The organism is Mesorhizobium sp. WSM3866 (assembly GCF_002294795.1).
GTDB lineage: Bacteria > Pseudomonadota > Alphaproteobacteria > Rhizobiales > Rhizobiaceae > Mesorhizobium.
Genome location: NZ_NSGC01000004.1, coordinates 12,096 through 30,465, shown reverse-complemented (window position 1 = coordinate 30,465; position 18,370 = coordinate 12,096). Strand labels below are relative to the sequence as shown.

Here is an 18,370-nt window from a genome sequence, read left to right as displayed (position 1 = left end):
CGGCATCCAGAAAGTCTGGTCTCCCTTGGCGTTTGCACCGCGAGCCGCCAGACGGGACAGATGACCGCCGTGGCTGACCCAATCCCCACGCCTCCAGCGGAAATTCTGGCTGTGCTGTCGCTGCTCTGCCCGGAGGTCGTGCGTGACATCGAGCAGAACTGGAACGCACCGGTTTCCGATTATGCCCGCCATCTGTGGCGGCCGGTGGCAAGGCCTGCATCGGACCCGGCGATCGCTGCCCGCTCGATCCTCCGCGACGTGCTGCATCGGCGTCTTGGTGCGATCATGCAGCCTGAAGAGGTCGGCAAGGCCCTCGAAGCGTTCGAGCACAGACCGGTCATTCAGTCCGGCCTGCACTGTCTGCTTCTGATGGACCGGATCACCTTCGACGCCCTGCTGCTTGCCTGGCTCGGAGCGGTCGAAAGCGGGCTCTCGGCCTTCTTCTGCTTCATGGGAACGACGATGACCATGGAGACAATCGGCCGGGAGGGGCCCGGATGGCTCGATGTCGGCGACGCCAAGGTCAACCTGTTTGGCATGGGACGCCACAAGCTTTGCCGCAAAAGCGCCTGCGCGGCCGGTCCCGTCTTCCTCAACAAACGCGCGCTCGAAGCGGTGGGTGATGAAACGGATGCCAGCCGCTGGCTGGGCACACTGCTTGCCAGCCGGGACAAGATGTTTGCAACCGCGGCCGACGCGGTGACAGCCCTCAACGAGGATCTGGTCGCCAATTGGGACTGTTCCAGCATGGCCAAGCCGGTTTTCATCGATGATCGGCTGGCCGCGGCCGCCATGGCTCGGCATCTGGAATATGACGGCAGCCTTCTTTCCAAGCTGCTCTTTGAGCCCGCGAGGCGCAAGCGTCTCGAACGTGCCCTGCAAGAGACCGCAGCGAGACCATTTGGCAGATTCCTGCCCAATGCCACAGCCTATTTCTGGGGCATCCGCGACGAGCGCGTGCGCAAGCTCGTCCTTGAGAACGGCCACCTGATCGAGCCCGATAGGCGGCATGGTCTTTCCATCCCGTTCGAGCGAACGCATCTCAAGCAGGCGCTACTGGAAGGCGTGCTGCTGCCGAACTTGTTCCTCACGTTCCTCGTGCTCGCCATATTGCCGCGCGTGCGGGTTGTGGGCGGCCTGAGACAGATTGGCTATGTGGCGCTTTTCCACTCGATCCTGCTGGCCGCGCTTGACGAGAACGCGCCGGAAGAGCGCGATCTGGCTCAGGAGCTGCAGGTTCGGGAAAATGCCTGGGGCGTGCGGGTCATCGATGAAAAGATCTCGGTCCGCGAGCAGCTTGCCGGCCTGCCGCAAGGGGCGCTCTTCGCGGATCTGCTCCGGCAGTATCGCTTGCAAACATTTGCCGAGACGACCGACGACCTGAAACTGGTTCGAGAAGACGCCCGATGGCGCAAGGTCGGCCAGGGAGAGATCAAGGCGACCTGAGCTTCGCATCAGATTTTATTCGCGGAGAGTCCATCGCGATCGGCCGCGGTTCAAGGCCTGACCTGACATGGCCTCACCTGTCACTGCACGATCCCGGCCTTGCGGAGCCCGTCCACGATGAGTTCGAAATCGGCAGGGTTCTTGTAGGGCAGGACCTTGCGTCGGTAGTCCAGCGAATAGTCGGGATTGACGCGAAGCACCTCCTGCCATGCCTCACGGGCCTCGGCGAAACGGCCCAGATGGCCGTAGCTGGCGGCCAGAAGCGCGCGCGAGACATCGGTGACAGCGTTGCGAGCCAGCCGTTGCAGCAGGAGGTCAACGGCCTCTTCGTACCTTCCGAGTTGAAACGATGCCAAAGCCTGGAAATGCAGAAGCACATCCGGAAAGTATGGATTCAAGGTCTTGCCCCGGGCGTAACTCTCGAGCGCCTCTACGGATCTGCCCGAATAGTGCAGCGCCTCGCCGAGGATCACGTGCCCTTCGGCGAAGTTCGGATTGAGAGCTATCGCGTGCTCGGCCTCGTTGATGGCTTCATCGTGCCGTCGTGTATACAGCTTCACGATAGCCAGCGCCCAGTGCGCCCAGGGATCGCTGTCATCCAGCGTCACCGCTCGCGTTGCGGCCTCTTCCGCTTGCGCCATCGATTCCGGCGGCGACGCACTCCACCTGTTCAGGTAATCGAGCCCGTGCGTGAGGGCGAGGAAGGCGTGGGCAGAGGCAAACTTCGGGTCCAGTTCGATCGCACGTTGCAAGAGGTCGCGGGCTGCGACGTTCGTCTCATTCGTCAGCCGGTGCCACAGCTCCCGGCCCCGCAGGAAATAGTCATACGCCTGCGTGTTGCGCGCATACTCGGGCGCCAGCCGCTGACGGTCGCCTTCGGTCAGATTGAGCGCCAACGCCCCGACGATCTGCTGCGTCACGTCGTCCTGCACGGCGAATATATCGGTCAGGTCGCGATCGAACCGCTCCGCCCAAAGATGGCCGCCCGAGGCTGCATCGATGAGCTGCGCGGTGATGCGCACCCTGTTCCCCGACTTGCGTACGCTGCCCTCGAGTACATGCCGCACGCCGAGCTTCGAGCCCACCTCCTGCACATGGACGTTCTGCCCCTTGAAGGTGAACGACGAATTGCGGGCGATGACGAAGAGCTGCGACAGTTTGGACAGCGCCGTGATGATGTCCTCAGAAATGCCGTCGGCGAAGTAATCCTGTTCGGCGTCACCGCTCATGTTGGCGAACGGCAGGACGGCGATCGACAGTTTCGGCGGCGCTGCCGTCGCGGGCCGGCTCGCCGCGCTTTCCGGGTTCGCGGCCGGCTTGGTCCCGGCGCTGCCGACTTGCAGCGAATAGACCCGGATCGGCTCGGCGATGTTCTTGAGCTGTGTGCTGCCGAGATCGCTGACCGAGAGGTCGAGCCGCGCCTTGACCTGGCGATAGGCATCCTCGGACAGGCAGATGGCGCCGGGCGCCGCGACGCCCTCCAAACGCGAGGCGATGTTGACGCCGTCGCCCATCAGGTCGCCGTCGCTCTCTTCGACCACATCGCCCAGATGGATGCCGATCCTGAACTCGATGCGGCGGTCCTGCGGCACGCCGGCATTGCGCTCGACCATGCCGTTCTGAACCTCAACGGCGCAGCGCACGGCATCCACCACGCTGCGGAACTCGACCAGCGCTCCATCCCCGGTGCGCTTGATCACCCGCCCGTTGTGCACTGCGATGATTGGATCAATCAGGTCGCTGCGCAGTGCCCGCAACCTCGCCAAAGTACGATCTTCGTCCTCGCTCGCGAGCCGGCTGTATCCAACCACATCTGCAGCGAGGATTGCGGCCAGCTTCCGGTTTTCGCTCATGGGCACGTGTCCTCGGCTCCATAATAGCAGGAAGGCGGAGGCTAAGAGGGAATTTTCGTGGACGACGGCTACGCAGACGCGCGAGTCGGCAGCGCTCTGCCACCGGGCCTGGACCGATCGCTCGATGCCCCATTTGCGCTGCCGCTTGCTGGCCGACGACTATCGGTTCATTCTTGTCTGAATACCCGGCCGTGAAGTGCGTGGCGAGATCACGCCGTCATGGCTCCAGTGAGGTCTTGCTCGATGGACTGCTCGGGCTGCGGTTTCGAGGTCGAGGGCGGTTTCGCTTTCTGTCCGAAGTGTGGCAGGCGCCAGCCCGTGCCATGCGCCAGCTGCGGCTACCTGTGCGCGCCCGATTTCGAGTTCTGTCCGAAATGTGGGGCAAGCGTCGGTGCGACGGCAAAAGCCGTCGAACGGCCTGCTCCGACACCAAGCCGGACCATTGTGCCGCCTTCTCGAACTCCGTCGCTGCTCGCGAACATCGAAAGCGAAGATGATGGGTTGCATCCCGTCTCTGAAGCCGATCGCAGGACGGTGACGGTCCTGTTCGCCGACCTTTGCGGCTTCACCACACTCAGCGAGCAGCTCGACCCCGAGGTGATGCAAGCGCTGCAGAACCAACTGTTCAAGGAATTGACGGCAGCCGTGCGAAACTTTGGCGGTTTCGTCGACAAATTCATCGGTGATGCATTGCTTGCCTTGTTCGGTGCGCCGGTCGCGCATGAGGACGATCCGGAACGTGCGCTTCGCGCCGCTCTCGACATGATGGCCCGGACGACGCGGCTCGGCGAAAGCGCTCCCCACTCCGGCTCGCCTCTGTTGCTCCACATCGGCATAAACACTGGTCCGGTCGTCACTGGCGGATTGGGCATCGGCACCGCCAAATCCTATTCGGTGACCGGCGATACAGTGAATACGGCGCAACGCTTGCAATCGCTGGCCGCACCGGGTGAGGTTCTGGTAGGCGAACTCACTCATAGGCTGACCCGGCATGCCTTCTCTTTCGAGCCGCTGGGTGATGTTGTGCTTCGCGGCAAGGCAGGCAGTGTGCTCGTCCATCGACTGGACGCACCGCTTGCGTTGCCGCGTGCAGCGCGTGGGCTCGAGGTGCTCGGCCTGAGCGCGCCGATCATAGGTCGTGGTGCGGAGCTCCATAGAATGCTGGCCAGCCTTGACCAGGCGTGCGGCGGCTCGGCCCAACTTGTTCGCCTCGTCGGAGAAGCCGGTATCGGGAAATCGAGGCTGGTGAAGGAGTTCGTCGCCCGCGTCGGCGACGAGGATCGTTTTCGCAACGTCGCCGTGCGGCAGGCCACATGCTCACCGCTGGGCGAACAATCTTTTGGCGCCTTGGGCGCAGTGGTGCGCAGCGCTGCCGGGATGATGCAAAGCGATACTGGGGACGAAATGCGGGCGAAGCTCGCAGGCTTGCTGACCGACCTCGGCCTGCAGGGCGAGGAGGCGAAGCGGCTGATGCCTTTGCTCTACCATGTGCTTGGCCTTGGCGACCCCGATGCCACCTTGCAGCATGTCGAGCCCGAGCAGCTGCGGAGGCAAATTCTCTACGCAGTCCGCACGATCATCGAAAGGCGGCTTGCGTTGTCGCCGCTGTTGATTGTCGTCGAAGATCTGCACTGGGCCGACGCCGTGTCGCTCGAGGCGCTGCGTTTCGTGATGGACAGGTTGGAACGCACGCGGTTGATGTTGCTGGTCACGCATCGTCCGGCGCCGGACAACGACCAGCTCGACTCAAGTCGGGTCAGTCACACAGCGCTGAGGCTTTCGCCGCTCAACACTGATGACGGACGCGGGCTGCTGGCGGCGCTGTTCGGGGAGAGCTGGGTAAAGTCCGCAGGCAGGCTTGTCGACCAGATCCTCGAGCGCGCCGGCGGCAATCCGCTTTTTATAGAGGAGATCGTTCGCGGCCTGATCGATCGCGGTGTGCTGATGCGCGAGGGCCAGCGATGGCGGACTGCGGCAGGCGAAGTCGCAACCGGCATTCCCGCCACTATCCAGGCAATGCTGCTTGCCCGGGTCGACCGGCTGCCCCAGGAGGTGCGCCGGTTGGCCCAGGAAGCCGCGGTGATCGGCCCGCGTTTCGATGCCACACTTTTGAAAGCCGTGACAGCCGAACCCGGCCGCTTGGAAGCCGGCTGCGAACTGCTTTGCGATGCCGAAATCATCGAGGAGGTCGCCGGATCAGGCTCGATCTCGTCGCCAAGCTACCGCTTTACGCAAACGTTGCTGCAGGACGTGATCTACCAGAATCTGCTGTTGCAACGCCGGACCGATATCCACGGGCGGGTCGGTGCCGCCTTGGAGCAGCTGTGTGGCGACAAGCCGGAACGGCTCGAGGATTTGACCGTGCTCGGTCATCATTTCGCGCAGAGCGCGGAGCGGGAGAAAGGCGCGCATTACTTGCAGGCGGCGGGCGATCGCGCTCGCATGATATACGCCAACGACGACGCCCTTCGTTTCTATGAGCGAGCGCTGGCTGCGTTGGGCGCGATCGGGCAAACGCCGCTCAAGCTGGCAATCGCGGAGCGCATTGCCGATTTGAGCGGCCCGGTGGGCCGCCGCGAGGTCGCGCACCAGCACTACGAAACGGTGCTGCAGGCATATCGCGAGTCAGGCAATCGCGTCGCGTCGGCACGAGTTTTGCGCAAGATCGGTCGGCTGCTCTGGGACGTCGGCAAGCGGGACAACGCAGAAACCCGCTATGCTGAAGCCGCAGCGCTCCTCGAAGGAGCGGATGCCCCGATCGAGCAGGCGCAGCTGTGGCAAGAACGTGGCCGACAGGCGTTCCGTGGCGGAGATCACGCTCGCGCAGCAAAATGGGCAGACGCGGCGCTGGATGGCGTACGCACTCTGACAACGGAGCATGTCTCCGAGGAAGGGCGTGACGCCACTCTTGTGACCGCCGAGGCACTCAACACCAAGGCTGTCGCGCTGGCTCGCCTTGGGCGAAACCTTGAAGCGGTGCGCCAGATCGAGCGTAGCATTGAACTGGCCGAAGCCGCCGGTCTGCTGGGCACGGCCTGCCGCGGCTACACCAATCTCGGCGTGCTTTACACGACCATCGATCCGGCACAGGCGATAAAGGTCTGTCGGCGCGGTCTTGAAGTGGCGCGCCATATTGGTGATTCGGGCTTTCAGGCGCGCCTCCTCGCGAACCTGGCGGTTGCTTGTTGTACTTTCACGGATCGTTGCCCAACGGAGGGCGTGCCTGCTGCCGAGAAGGCCATCGAGATCGACCGGGCACTCGACCAGCGCGAGCATCTGCCGGTGCCGTTGATCGTGCTTGCGCAGATCCACCAGTGCAATGGTCGTCCGGAACTGGCGGTTGGCTTGTTCCACGAAGCACTGGACGTAGCGCGCGAAACGAGTGAACCCCAACTGCTGTTTCCGTGCTATGATGGTCTGGCAACGCTTAATCTCGACCTCGACAATTTGGCCGAGGCCGAACGCTACTTTTCCCTGGCGCAGGGTATATGCGCCCAGCACGGGCTAGACCCGGAAGCGCTTGTGGTGCTGCCTTTTCTCGACTAGCCGGGTGGGAGGTTGAACAATGTCCGCGCGTATTGACTTGGTACCGCTTCAACCGGGCGATCGTGCGCCGAACGTGGTGCTCGACGCCATAACCCAGGAAGGCAAGATCGCGCTTGACGACTTCCGCGGACAAAAACCGGTGCTGGTTGGCCTGTTTCGAGGTCTGCATTGTGCGTTTTGCCGACGCCATATCGCCGCCCAGGCGCGGCTTGATCCGGAACTGCGCGAAAAGGGGGTGGAAAGCCTGACGGTGGTCAACACGCCGATCGAACGGGCGCGTCTCTATTTCCGCTACCACCCGATGCCGAATCTGCTTGCGGCTTCCGACCCTGAACGCGCTTCGCATCGTGCTTTTGGACTGCCCAATCTTGAATTTACCCAGGACGACACGAACTGGCCGTACAAGGTCTCGATGGCAGCGGCAAAGGATATGCGGGTCGACATACCAGGCGAGTTGCCCGCTCCCATGGATCCTTTTGCGGCCAGCGAATTCCTCGACAAGAAGGACCATTACGAAGTGACCGAGGCCGACCAGCAGATGATGGCAACGGGACACGGACAACTGATCGGTCAATTCCTGCTGGACCGGCAGGGGGTGGTCCGCTGGAGCTTCACGGAGGTTCCAGAGGGTGGGCGATACATGTTTGGGGCGCCAAACCCGCAGGAGCTGATGTCAGCCGTATCCCAGGTCGTTCAATAGACTTGCGAACAAGGTAGTCGGGCGGGACACCGATAAAAAAGCAGAACCCGGTTTGTTCACCGGTCATCCGAGCACGGCCTCGACACGCGCAACAAAGTCTTCGAGCGAGCGATCCCCGCGAACCTCGATGCGCGGAAGGTCGATGGGATCGCAATCGAGATCCGCCGGCCCGTGTTTGCCGCCGAAGCCGATCCGATAGCCGCACTCCCTGGCCAGCCGGCCAAGCCGTCGGTCGGTGACAGAGAAGGGTGCCGCGAACGCCGTGGTTGGCCGACCGGTCCACCGTTCGACGAACATGCGAGAGCGCAGGAGCTCGGCGGCCAAATCAGAACTCGACAGACCATCGATCGCGCGATGCGTCGCCAGATGGCTTCCGAAGAACGCACCTTCGCCGGCGAGACGTCGCACCGTCCCAGCGTCCATGAGCTGCGTCGGCGGACCGCTGTCGATGTCCCACCGTGCACTTTCCCCTACCAAGTCCGTTACCAGGAACACTTCCGCGGTCAGGTCGTTCGCGCGCAAGATCGGCCAAGCATGGTCGGCAAAATTCTGGAAGCCGTCATCGAAGGTGATGAGCACCGGGCGACCAACGAAAGGTTCACGGTTGGCGATGGACCATCCCAGTTGCTCGGACGTGATGGCGTGAAAGCCATTGGCGCGCAGCCATGCCATCTGGCGGTCGAATGCGGCGGGCGTGAGCCGAAAACGGGCGAGCGCGGCTGGACCATCATCGGCGATGCCGTGGTACATGAGGACAGGGACATGCTGCCGCCGCTCGCTGCGCGCGACGTCGCGGCGCAAGGCCCGTGCCCCGCCCCAGACGATATTTCGCGCGACTCCAACACCGATGGGCGCGTGGATTGGCACATGATCAATCACCGGGTCCGTCGCCACGCCGTCCGGTGACAGGCGGCGGAAGCGGTCTATGCGATAGAGCTCGGTCTGGATCGACCGCTCGAGGACGAGGCCTTCGGTCGCCGCCAGCGTCTCCGAGATCGCTTGTGCGCCGAATGTGTTCCAGTCGAAGCCCGTCCTCTCAACATTGTCGCGGAGCACGAATGCGTGTGCGCTGACGACACTGCCGCCAGGCGTCAACGCCTCAACAAATTTCTTGGCGATGCGCCGCAACTCAGCGAGATCGTCCAGGTAGTAGAGCACTTCCGAACAGACGATCAGATCCATCTTGCCCGGAAGCGTTTCCGCGGAGAAATCCAGTACGCCGAAGTCGACATTCGGCTGATCGCTGCATCGCGCGCGCGCCCGCTCGACGGCTACGCTGGAGATGTCAGTTGCGGTCAAATGGCCGACTCGCGGCGCCAGCTGCCGCGTGAAGTGGCCCTCCGCGCAGGCCAGCTCAAGCGCCCGTCCGATGAGACCGGCAGGCAGAATTTCGAGCTGCCGCTCATACTTTTCCTGCTCATAGGGCGAACGATAGTTCCAGGGATCCTCGGTCGCGAAACGGCGATTCCAGAACGACGTGCGATCAGTACCGTTGTCATCCGCGGCCGGTTTACGGCGCGGTGCCGCTAATGGCTCTGCAGGTTCGGCGCTCGACCGAACCAGTTCCTGCGCTTTCGCGGCCAATCGCGCCAGCTTGCCGAAGTGGCTGTCCGGATCGGACGGAGGCTCCGCCATGGACAACGATGCCCCGGCTTCAGACATGTTTGACTTGTCGGCAACGCCGCTCTGCGAGGCCAACTCGATCCAATGGCTCCTTGTCACTTTCCCGAGCGCGCCGAACTGCACGCGAGCCTCGATCCGGCCGTCCATCATCAGATAGGCATAAATTCGATCGATTCCTTCCGGAAGTTCGGTGGAGGCCGGATTTCCGGCGTCGACGCGAATTCCCAGTGTCCGCGCCAATCTGCGCGGCGCGGCGAGATCGTCGGAGTCGAGAAGCATTTGCTCAAGGTGATACTGGACGCGGCGACCCGCTGCGGGATCGTCCCAGACCCTGCCGAGTTCGACGATCAACTCGGTGAGGGGGCCACCGAACCTGTCCCACCTGGCAGCCAATTGCGCTGGCACCGACAGGCTTCCTGCCATAAGGCCATCGAAGACCACCCTGGCGATCTCACGCGCCCATTTGCGTGCTGCCGGGACCGCGCGCAGGGACTGCGCGTCGATTGAGCAGGCGCCGCGGCCGCAATCCGACGCGGCGTTCCACAGCGCGAACCACGCGAGTGCTTCGGCAGCGGAGCAGCCGTTCGCGTCGATCGCTCCATTGGCGTGAACCGATGCCGGGTGTTCGACCCTGGGATCAGGAGAAAAGCCGCGGACGATCACGATTGCCGCATCTGCCAACATCTGCGTCGAATTGCGGGAGAGCGAGTTGGGGCTGACCCGATGGAAAGCGAGAGGCTCGTCGACCATCACCCAACGTTTGCCCAGACGTGCGAGACGCTGCCACAGGTCCCAGTCCTCGCAGGTGCGCAGCGACACATCGAAACCGCCCAACTCGACAATTGTCTTCCGATCGACCAGCAGCGCGTGAGTGCGAATGGCGCGCCGGCGCGCGAAAGTTTCGAAGGGCTCGATCGCAACCTCTGTTGAGATGCTCGACGGGGTCAGTTCGCCGTCGGGCATCACGCGCCGAGAACCGCAATAGGCGGCCACCGCATCGGGAGCGGTTTTCAGAGCGGCCAGCATTTTCGCAAGGAAGCTGGCATCCACCCAATCGTCCGCATCCAGAAACATGAGCCATTGGCCGCGCGCTGTCGAAATCCCGCTGTTGCGCGCGCCGGCGGCGTTGTGCGCGCAAGAGCTCAATGTGCGAAATCGGGCATCGCGCTCAACATAACCGGCGATGATCGCGGGGGTGCGATCCGTAGAGGAGTCATCGACGATGATCGCCTCCCAATCCACTATATCCTGATCGAGAAGGCAATCGAGTGCGCGCGCCAGCGTTGCCTCGGCGTTGTGCGCAGGAACCACGATTGAAACCAGAGGATTATGCGCCACGCCGTCTTACCCGCGCCTGCTTCGAACGTAGAACAAAAGTCCCAAACCATAGCCCGCGATTTCCTGCAGGCAAACAAGACTTGAAAACAGGCTTGAATGGAGAGCGCTCATGCCCGACGGTTTAGAATTAGGCCCGTGCGCCGGGGCGGTGTTTTCGCGTCACATCCGAGGCACTCGCGCTTACCGAAGGGGCTGTCGGGTGTGACTGGATTAGCGTAAGCTACTGTTCACAGGGGGTGCAAAACATGCACCGTGTCATCGCCCTAGCGATCCTAGTTCTGGCGGCCGTGTTCAGTTCCGCGAGGGCTGAAGTGCTGATCGGGGTCTCGTCTGCGATGACAGGGCGGCTTGCCTGGATCGGCGAGCAGGGGCAACGCGGCGCGGAGAGGGCGGTGGCCGACCTCAACGCGGCGGGTGGCGTGCTCGGCCAGAAGGTGAGGCTGATCTCGGTCGACGATTTCTGCGATCCCGAGCAGGCGGTCGCGGCCGCCCAGAAGCTGGTGGCCGACGGGGTGGTGCTCGTCGTCGGGCATTATTGCTCTGGAGCCTCGATCCCCGCATCAAAAGTGTATGAGGCGGCGGGCGTCGTGCAAATATCCCCAGGCTCGACCAATCCGCAGCTGACCGAACAGGGCCGTGGCAATGTCTTCCGCACCATTGGCCGCGACGACGCGCAGGGTTTCATCGCCGGCAACTACCTTGCCGATTACTGGGGCGACAAGAAGATCGCAATCCTTCACGACAATTCGACCTATGGGAAGGGTCTCGCCGACGAGACCAGGAAGCAGCTGAACAAACGGGGCGTGACTGAAGCTTTTTACGACGCATACAGGCCTGGGAAGGACGACTATTCAGCCGAGGTCGCTGCGTTGCAATCCGCCGGCATTTCGGCCTTGTATGTGGGCGGGTATCATGCCGACGTTGCGCTGATCGCTCGCGCTGCAGGCGACCGGGACTACACGCTTCAGCTCATATCCGGAGATGCTTTGGCTACCGAGGAATTCGCCCTGATCGCAGGCTCAGCGGCGGAGGGGACCCTGTTCACCTTCCCGGCGGACCCGCGGCGAAATGCCGGCGCGGCCGCGATCGTGGAGCAGTTCCGTGCGGACAACTTCGAGCCCGCGGGCTATACGCTGTTGAGCTACTGCGCGGTGCAGGTCTGGGCCCAGGCGGTGGCGAAGGCAGGTTCGCTGGCGCCAAAGGCGGTCATAGCGGCACTGCGCGAACAGCAATTCGACACCGTCATTGGCAGGGTCGATTTCGACGCCAAGGGCGACCTCACGAGGCAGAGCTGGGTTTGGTACGTCTGGCGGGGCGGGGAGTACGTGCCGGTTGAATAGGGTGCGCCGAACGCCGGCGTGACGCTGAGACGTCTAGTCTGATGCAGACCAGTGTGGCTGGATTGTTCCGACTCCCCACGATGCTTGAACGCCTCGGCATACGCGGTCGGCTGTTGCTCGCCTTTTTCGGGATCAGCGGCCTTGCGGTGCTGGCTACCGCTGCGGCGCTTTATGCCTTCCTCGAAGTCGGCGACGTTGTCGACCGAATCACCACGGATCGGGTGCCGCCGGCGTTGGCTTCCCTCCAGCTGTCGCGCCAGGCCGAACGGGTCGCTGCTGCCGCGCCATCGGTGCTGGCGGCGACAAGCAGGGCTCAGCACAGCAAGGTCTCGGCGGCCGTCGCGCTCGAGATGTCCCGCCTCGAGGCCCTGCGTACGGATCTCAGAGATGCTACGCTGGGCACAGTGCCTTTAGCTGAGATCGAGGAAGCTGCGGTTGTTTTGAGGCGCAACCTGAAGGAGCTTGACTCTCTTGTTGTCGCCCGCCTCGATGTCGTCGCCCGCAAGGAGGAGCTTCTGAACCGCCTCGCCGCGACGACGACCGGCAGCCAACGCCTTCTGGCCACCGGCATCGTGGTGATGGATTCCAGGCTCCCGCAATGGCGGGCGGTCGCGGCCGATACGTCGCTGTCGCCCGATCGACGCGCAGCGGCAATGGCCGACATGGTCCACGCGATTGCGGCTTACATCCCCCAGCAGAAGGCGCTGCTGGAGATCTCGGCGGTCAACGACGCGCTGGTGAAGGCCGCGACCGCGCCGACGCGAGGCGACCTGGCGTTGATCCTGTTTCCGCTGCACCGCTCGCTTGCCGCTCTGGAAACGGCTTCCTCGGAGATCGACGAAAAGCTGGAAACCCGTTTTCGGCTGCGGGTGGACGAGTTCGAGGCACTCACCGATGGTGAGAGCAGCATCCCGAAGGCACGGGAGGAGGAGCTTGCGGTCCTCGCGCAGGGCGAAAAACTTCTGGCCGAAAACAATCGGCTGTCGCGCAGTCTGACCGCAGCCGTCGACCGTCTTGTCGCCGCAGCGGACCGCGAGATCGCTGCCTCCGGTCGCGAAGCCGCGCTCGTCCAGCGCTACGGCACCGGAGTTGTCCTCGGCTCTGCCTTTCTCAGCCTGTTGAGCTCGGTTCTGGTCGTCTGGCTCTATGTCGACCGCAGCCTTCTCGCCCGTCTGGGAGCGGTGAGTCAGGGCATGCTCGCGATCGCGGGCGGCGACCTTCGTGCGCCGCTGCCGGCGGCGGGCAGCGACGAAATCGGGCGCATGGCCGAGGCGCTGAGCCTCTTCCGGGATACCGCTGTCGAGGTCGAGGAAAAGAACCTGCGCGACGTTGCAGAAGCGCGTCAGCGGCTGGTCGATGCCATCGAAAGCATTTCCGAAGGTTTCGCTCTCTATGACAAAGAGGACTGGCTTGTCCTTAGCAACAGCCGCTACCGCGAACTGCTATACGCCGGTCTGGAGGCAGAGCTAACACCCGGCATGGCATTCGAGGAGATCATTCGCCGATCCGCGGAGCGTGGCTACATCAGGGATGCCGAGGGTCGGGTCGATGAGTGGGTCGCGGAGCGCCTATGGCGGCACCGTAACCCCGGCGAACCGTGGGTGCAGCGGCGGGGCGACGGACGATGGATCATGATAAGCGAGCGGCGGATCAGCGCCGGCGGCACGGTCGCCGTCTATTCGGACATCACCGAGCTGAAGCAAAGGGAGGAGAACCTCGCCGAGAAGTCCGCTGCCCTGGAAGCGCTTTCCAGCAAGCTGGCCAAATATCTGGCGCCCCAAGTGTACAGCTCGATATTCACCGGCCGCCAAGACGTTAGAATCGCCAGCCAGCGTAAGAAGCTGACCATATGCTTCTCCGATATCGCCGGCTTTACCGAGACCACCGACAAGTTGGAATCCGAGGATCTCACCCAGCTCCTCAATCACTACCTGACGGAAATGTCGAAAATCGCGTTGGATCATGGTGCCACGATCGACAAGTACGTCGGCGACGCGATCCTGATGTTTTTCGGCGACCCTGAGACGCGCGGCGTCAAGCAGGACGCGCTGGCTTGCGTGCAGATGGCGCTTGCCATGCAAAAGCGGATCAGCGAGCTTACGGAGGTCTGGCGGGACATGGGGATCGAAACACCGCTGCGCTGCCGCATCGGCATCCATACCGACTACTGCACCGTCGGTAACTTCGGCAGCGAGGACCGGATGGATTACACGATAATCGGCGGCGCCGTGAATCTCGCCTCGCGCCTGGAACAAGAGGCGGCTCCGGGGACCATCCTCATTTCCTACGAGACGTTTGCGCAAGTGAAGGACACGATCGATTGTGAGGAGATGGGGCACGTCCAGGTCAAGGGCATCGCCTATCCGGTCGCTACCTACCGCGTCATCAAGGCCAATCTAGCGGGCGCCTGTCGCGTTGTTCGAACCGAGCTGCCGCACTTCAGGCTGGAACTTGAACCGGGGCTGATGTCCGCCGATGAGCGTGGCGGTGCCGCCACTGCGCTTCGAGACGCGCTGGACCGGCTTTCCCACAAGCCCGGGCAGTAGGAGCTGGGTGCCGCGCCTGCCGGCAAATCACCGAACCGGGTCCGAGCAAGTCACGAACGATGTATTCGGGTCGGACAGGTGTGAGATGGTAGAGGGACGCGAACCCAAAACTAACCTTCTCTGGGGTTCGCTCAACGTGGCGTCAGCGCACGTAGTTGCGTCGGACCTAATGAATCAAGATAGATTTGGGCTCCCCGCAAGTGGCCTGGCTCTTTCAGGCAACGAGTAAACATAACTCCCAAGTGCGCCCATTACGCCAAAGGCCGCCCACGAGGTTTTCGAGGCGCCCCGAATTGGTCGACGTGCTCACGTTCAATCGGCAAAGGACAGCGCTCTGCCCAGCGCCTGCGAGATGCCGGCGTGGGTTGCCCTTGCGCTGGGTCATAAGTTCTGTTGCCGCCGCGGATGCCTTGTCCGGATGGCCCGCCTCGAAAGGCGGTGCTGGGTCGTACTCGATCGAAAGCTGGATAGCCTTCGCCACATCCTGCCCGGCAACCTCAGCGATGATCGCGAAGGCGAAGTCAGTCGCCGCGGACACGCCGGCAGAGGTGAACACATTGCCGTCGCGGCTGTGCGGCCCTTTTCGTAGGCGCCGACCGGTGGCAGCAACCCCGTATGAGCACAATGCGTGGTGGCGCTTCGCTCTTACAACAGCCCGCTGCGCCGAGCAGGAAGGCCCCGATGCACACCGGTGTGACGTAGCCTGCCTTCTCCGCCTGGAGGCGGATGAAGCCGACAATCTCGACCATCGGCAGGCGCCGAATTTGCGACCCACCATTCACGCCTGCTACAGACTGAGCCACTGAAGCTTTTTTAGAGCAAAAAATCTAACCCAGTCAGATTGTGATCGATGCCCGTCAGGATGATAGTAAGATCCGCCGTCGTATTGCCGTCGACGTCGGCCTGAACAATGGTGTTTCCGCTGCTCTCACACCACGTGACGCTGTGCGCAACGGCGTTTGAGGTGTGACCAGCGAACAGGAACGCCTGGTCTTTCTTAGCGGAAGTGTTTGCATCGATAGCCGACAAGTCGATATGATCCGCATGCTGAAAATCGAAGTCGGTGATCGTAGTCGCAGTGGCCGGCGCGCTGTCGGAAGGCGCATTAAAGAAAAATGTGTCGGCACCTAACCCGCCGGTCAGAATATCGGCTCCGCCGCCGCCAGTGATTTTGTCTGCACCGCCCGCGCCGATGATGGTATTGGCACCTGTCGTTCCAATCAGAACGTCGTTAAAAGCGGAGCCAGTAAGGTTTTCAAATGAGATCAGCGTATCTTGCCCTGCGCCGACGGTGCTCTGTGCAGCTGTCACTGCAAGGCTAACGGTCACTCCCGCTCCAGCGTGCTCGTAGGAGATCGTGTCGAAACCAGCTCTTCCGTCAAGAACATTATTGGTGTTGTTGCCTTCCAGGGTGTCATTCTGACCTGAGCCAATCAGGTTCTCGATGGCAGTGAGAATATCACCTTCAGCATCGCCCCCATGTCCGACTATTCCCGGCATCAAGCTCACCGCCACACCGGCGATTGAGCTTGCGTAGGAGGCCTTGTCCGTACCAGCACCGCCGTCTAAGAAATCTGCATCTAGTCCGCCGATCAAGGTATCGTCAGCCGCTCCACCATTCAGATGGTCAATGCCGGCAAATCCAGAGATCGTGTCGATGCCTCCCAGTCCAGAGATGGTATCCTCTTCACCAGTGCCGTTCAGGGTTTGGCTTGTGTTATTCCCTGGAATCGTGACTCCACCGACGTTCTGAACTGCGATCGCCAGTGCTTGGGTGTCAATTTTCCCATAACCATCGGTGACTTGAACGATCACGTCGTAGATGTTGTTTGCACCGTTATCGGTCGGATTCTCAAAGTCCGGTGCGGTGACAAAGGTGAGCGCACCAGTAACTCCGTCAATGGCAAATTTGGTGGCATCCAACCCGCCAGCGAGCGCATAGCCGAGACCCTGGCGAGCACTCGGATCGGTCGCGGTCACCGTGGTGACTGCAATGCCATTCTCTGCAATTGAGGCTGCCGCCGTGTCGCCACCACCATTCGACGTGATAGCCGGGGGCGGCTGGTCGTTGTCGAGGATGAATCCAAACTTTTTGGTAAAGTCATCCGGTAGTATATAGTTGGATGAAGTCTGCAATTGGACAGTGAAGCTACGTTGATGAGTGCTCTCCTGTACGGTATTGTCTATCGTCTGGAAGCTGATGCTAGCCGTGGAAGATCCAGCATCAAAGTGAATGGCCTTGACCGTTCCGTCAGGAACGTTTGCCCCAGTGAAATCAGCAAGCGTGGCAAAACCCGGTCCGCCGTTCGGATCAAAGAAATGCGTGCTGTAGAGAACGTCGAGGGCCCGTGCGGTATCACCAGAGCGGGTGAATCCGAAAGAAATGATTCCGCCCTCTACCTGAGTGTCTGCATTATTGATCGAAGAAATGGTAGGCGGAGGTATCTCGGTGATTGTTCCAGTGGCTTCGGTGTCACCGTTGCTCCCAGGTCCGGCTACACGCGATACACTGACCGTGAAGTTTTCGTCGGGCTCAGACACGTCGTCAATCACCAACGGTATCGCAATGTCGTAGGTAGTCTCACCAGCTGGAATAGTAAACTGATGGAAGCCGAACTCTGCGTTGATGTCAGACCTATTCGCATTCTGATATATCCATTGAAGCGTCAGGTCGGCATCGGCCGCATGCGATAGCGTAACCGGGAAATGAATTACACCATCAGACTCGCGGGCTACTCCATCGGCAATCGAGAAGGTCGGAGCGTCATTGTCGAGAATGAACCCGTACTTTGTTGTGCGACCGTCTCCGCCGATTGTGTAGTTCGGCGAAGTCTGCACTTCGACGGTGAAGACACGTTGACCGCCCTGCTGGACAGCATCATCCAAAGTCTGGAAGACAACGCTGGCAGTCGTAGATCCAGCATCAAAGTGAATGGCCTTGACCGTTCCGTCAGGAACGTTTGCTCCAGCGAAATCAGCAAGCGTGGCGTCATCTCCTCCACGGCCCCCACTACCTAAAAATGCCGTATAGAAAGCATCGAACGGCTGGGAGATATCACCTCCAGTGCGGGTAAAGCCGAAGGTAATATCATTACCCTCTACCTGAGTGTCTGCATTATTGATCGAAGAAATGGTGACCGGCGTATCGGTTGGCATGTCGGGCTCCTCGGGTCAGGCCATGACACAGCGTCTTCGTTCAAACAACTCTTGGCCAACGCAGAAGTGGGCTCGCACTTCGCGCACTGAGACTTGGGAATGGTAATATGCATGCCTACCGAGGGCACCATCGCTGCCGCTGAAGAGAACAGGACTTCGGTACGTCTCTGTTTTATGGGCAGCAGGTAACAAGCAAGGGCTCGTCTATGGTTAACGTAGCGCTAACGCGCCTAATCCGCAATTGAATTCAGGTGGCTCGTGAGTGACAAATGACCGGTTTTGGCGAAACGGACCCCTCGGGGTCCTTCGCGCCCGTTTGCAGACGATCTAGGCCGGCATCAGTTCGCATTCGCGGCCACGATGCGGCTAGGTTTATCGTTCTTTTTCCGTTCTGTCATCTGAATGGCAGGCAGTTAGATAGCCAGAGCTATGGCTGGCAAGAATCCTGCCGCGCTCACGCGCCTCAAGGCGTGGTGGCGCCGGGTTCTCAGCCCTGTGTCTCGTTTCAGGACGGGAATGCTGGCACCAACCTTGCACCGTTGAGTTGCCGGTTGATCACTGGCAGCTCGTCGGGCTTGAGGCCATGGCTAGGGACCTCGCCCCGGCTGTAGAACGGCCCGGCAGCCATCTTGCTTCGGGGGGAAGTGGTCGACGCGCCGCCGGGCCTAGGTGGTCCGGACTGGGGTAGCCAAAACCCGGACGCGTTAATCATACCGTCCCGGCAGCCGGTGGCAATTCTTGATTGGGTCAGCCCACGATGGCATGAACGATCGGGCGACATGCACCTTCGCACAAACTGGCGTTTCTACCCATCGGCTCGAT

At 61.7% G+C, this 18,370-nt stretch carries 8 protein-coding genes; 5 read left to right on the top strand and 3 right to left on the bottom strand.

Features of this window, described 5'->3' with window-relative positions; genetic code table 11:
• Window positions 1-60: 60 nt before the first annotated feature.
• Entirely contained in the window at window positions 61-1,446 is a 1,386-nt protein-coding gene (locus CK222_RS10730; RefSeq protein ID WP_095800368.1) for a hypothetical protein, read from the top strand.
• Window positions 1,447-1,526: 80 nt separating this feature from the next.
• Here the strand turns inward: CK222_RS10730 and CK222_RS10725 are convergent, their stop codons facing one another.
• A complete protein-coding gene (locus tag CK222_RS10725; RefSeq protein ID WP_095800367.1) occupies window positions 1,527-3,299 on the bottom strand; it encodes an adenylate/guanylate cyclase domain-containing protein in 1,773 nt (590 codons plus the stop codon).
• Between the two features lie 243 nt (window positions 3,300-3,542).
• Between CK222_RS10725 and CK222_RS10715 the strand changes: the two genes are divergently transcribed.
• Together CK222_RS10715 and CK222_RS10710 are read left to right on the top strand one after the other, a co-directional pair.
• The gene (locus CK222_RS10715) at window positions 3,543-6,845 is read left to right on the top strand and encodes an adenylate/guanylate cyclase domain-containing protein (protein WP_128370242.1); all 3,303 of its coding nucleotides are present in this window, start codon (window positions 3,543-3,545) and stop codon (window positions 6,843-6,845) included.
• 19 nt (window positions 6,846-6,864) lie between these two features.
• A complete protein-coding gene (locus CK222_RS10710) occupies window positions 6,865-7,545 on the top strand; it encodes a redoxin domain-containing protein (protein WP_066994127.1) in 681 nt (226 codons plus the stop codon).
• A 63-nt stretch (window positions 7,546-7,608) separates the two neighbouring features.
• Here the strand turns inward: CK222_RS10710 and CK222_RS10705 are convergent, their stop codons facing one another.
• Window positions 7,609-10,506 (bottom strand): trifunctional glycosyltransferase/class I SAM-dependent methyltransferase/polysaccharide deacetylase, encoded by a 2,898-nt coding sequence (locus CK222_RS10705; RefSeq protein WP_095800366.1) that lies wholly within the window; start codon window positions 10,504-10,506, stop codon window positions 7,609-7,611.
• A gap of 245 nt (window positions 10,507-10,751) precedes the next feature.
• Here CK222_RS10705 and CK222_RS10700 point away from each other — a divergent pair, with 245 nt between their 5' ends.
• Both CK222_RS10700 and CK222_RS10695 read left to right on the top strand, forming a co-directional pair.
• Window positions 10,752-11,846 carry a branched-chain amino acid ABC transporter substrate-binding protein gene (locus CK222_RS10700; RefSeq protein ID WP_095800365.1) on the top strand — a complete coding sequence of 365 codons (1,095 nt, stop codon included), beginning with the start codon at window positions 10,752-10,754 and terminating at the stop codon, window positions 11,844-11,846.
• Window positions 11,847-11,926: 80 nt separating this feature from the next.
• Window positions 11,927-14,392 carry an adenylate/guanylate cyclase domain-containing protein gene (locus CK222_RS10695; protein ID WP_095800364.1) on the top strand — a complete coding sequence of 822 codons (2,466 nt, stop codon included), beginning with the start codon at window positions 11,927-11,929 and terminating at the stop codon, window positions 14,390-14,392.
• 813 nt (window positions 14,393-15,205) lie between these two features.
• Here CK222_RS10695 and CK222_RS10685 read toward each other — a convergent pair.
• Complete coding sequence (locus CK222_RS10685) at window positions 15,206-17,548, bottom strand: Calx-beta domain-containing protein (RefSeq protein ID WP_095800362.1); 2,343 nt, start codon at window positions 17,546-17,548, stop codon at window positions 15,206-15,208.
• Between the last annotated feature and the right edge of the window lie 822 nt (window positions 17,549-18,370).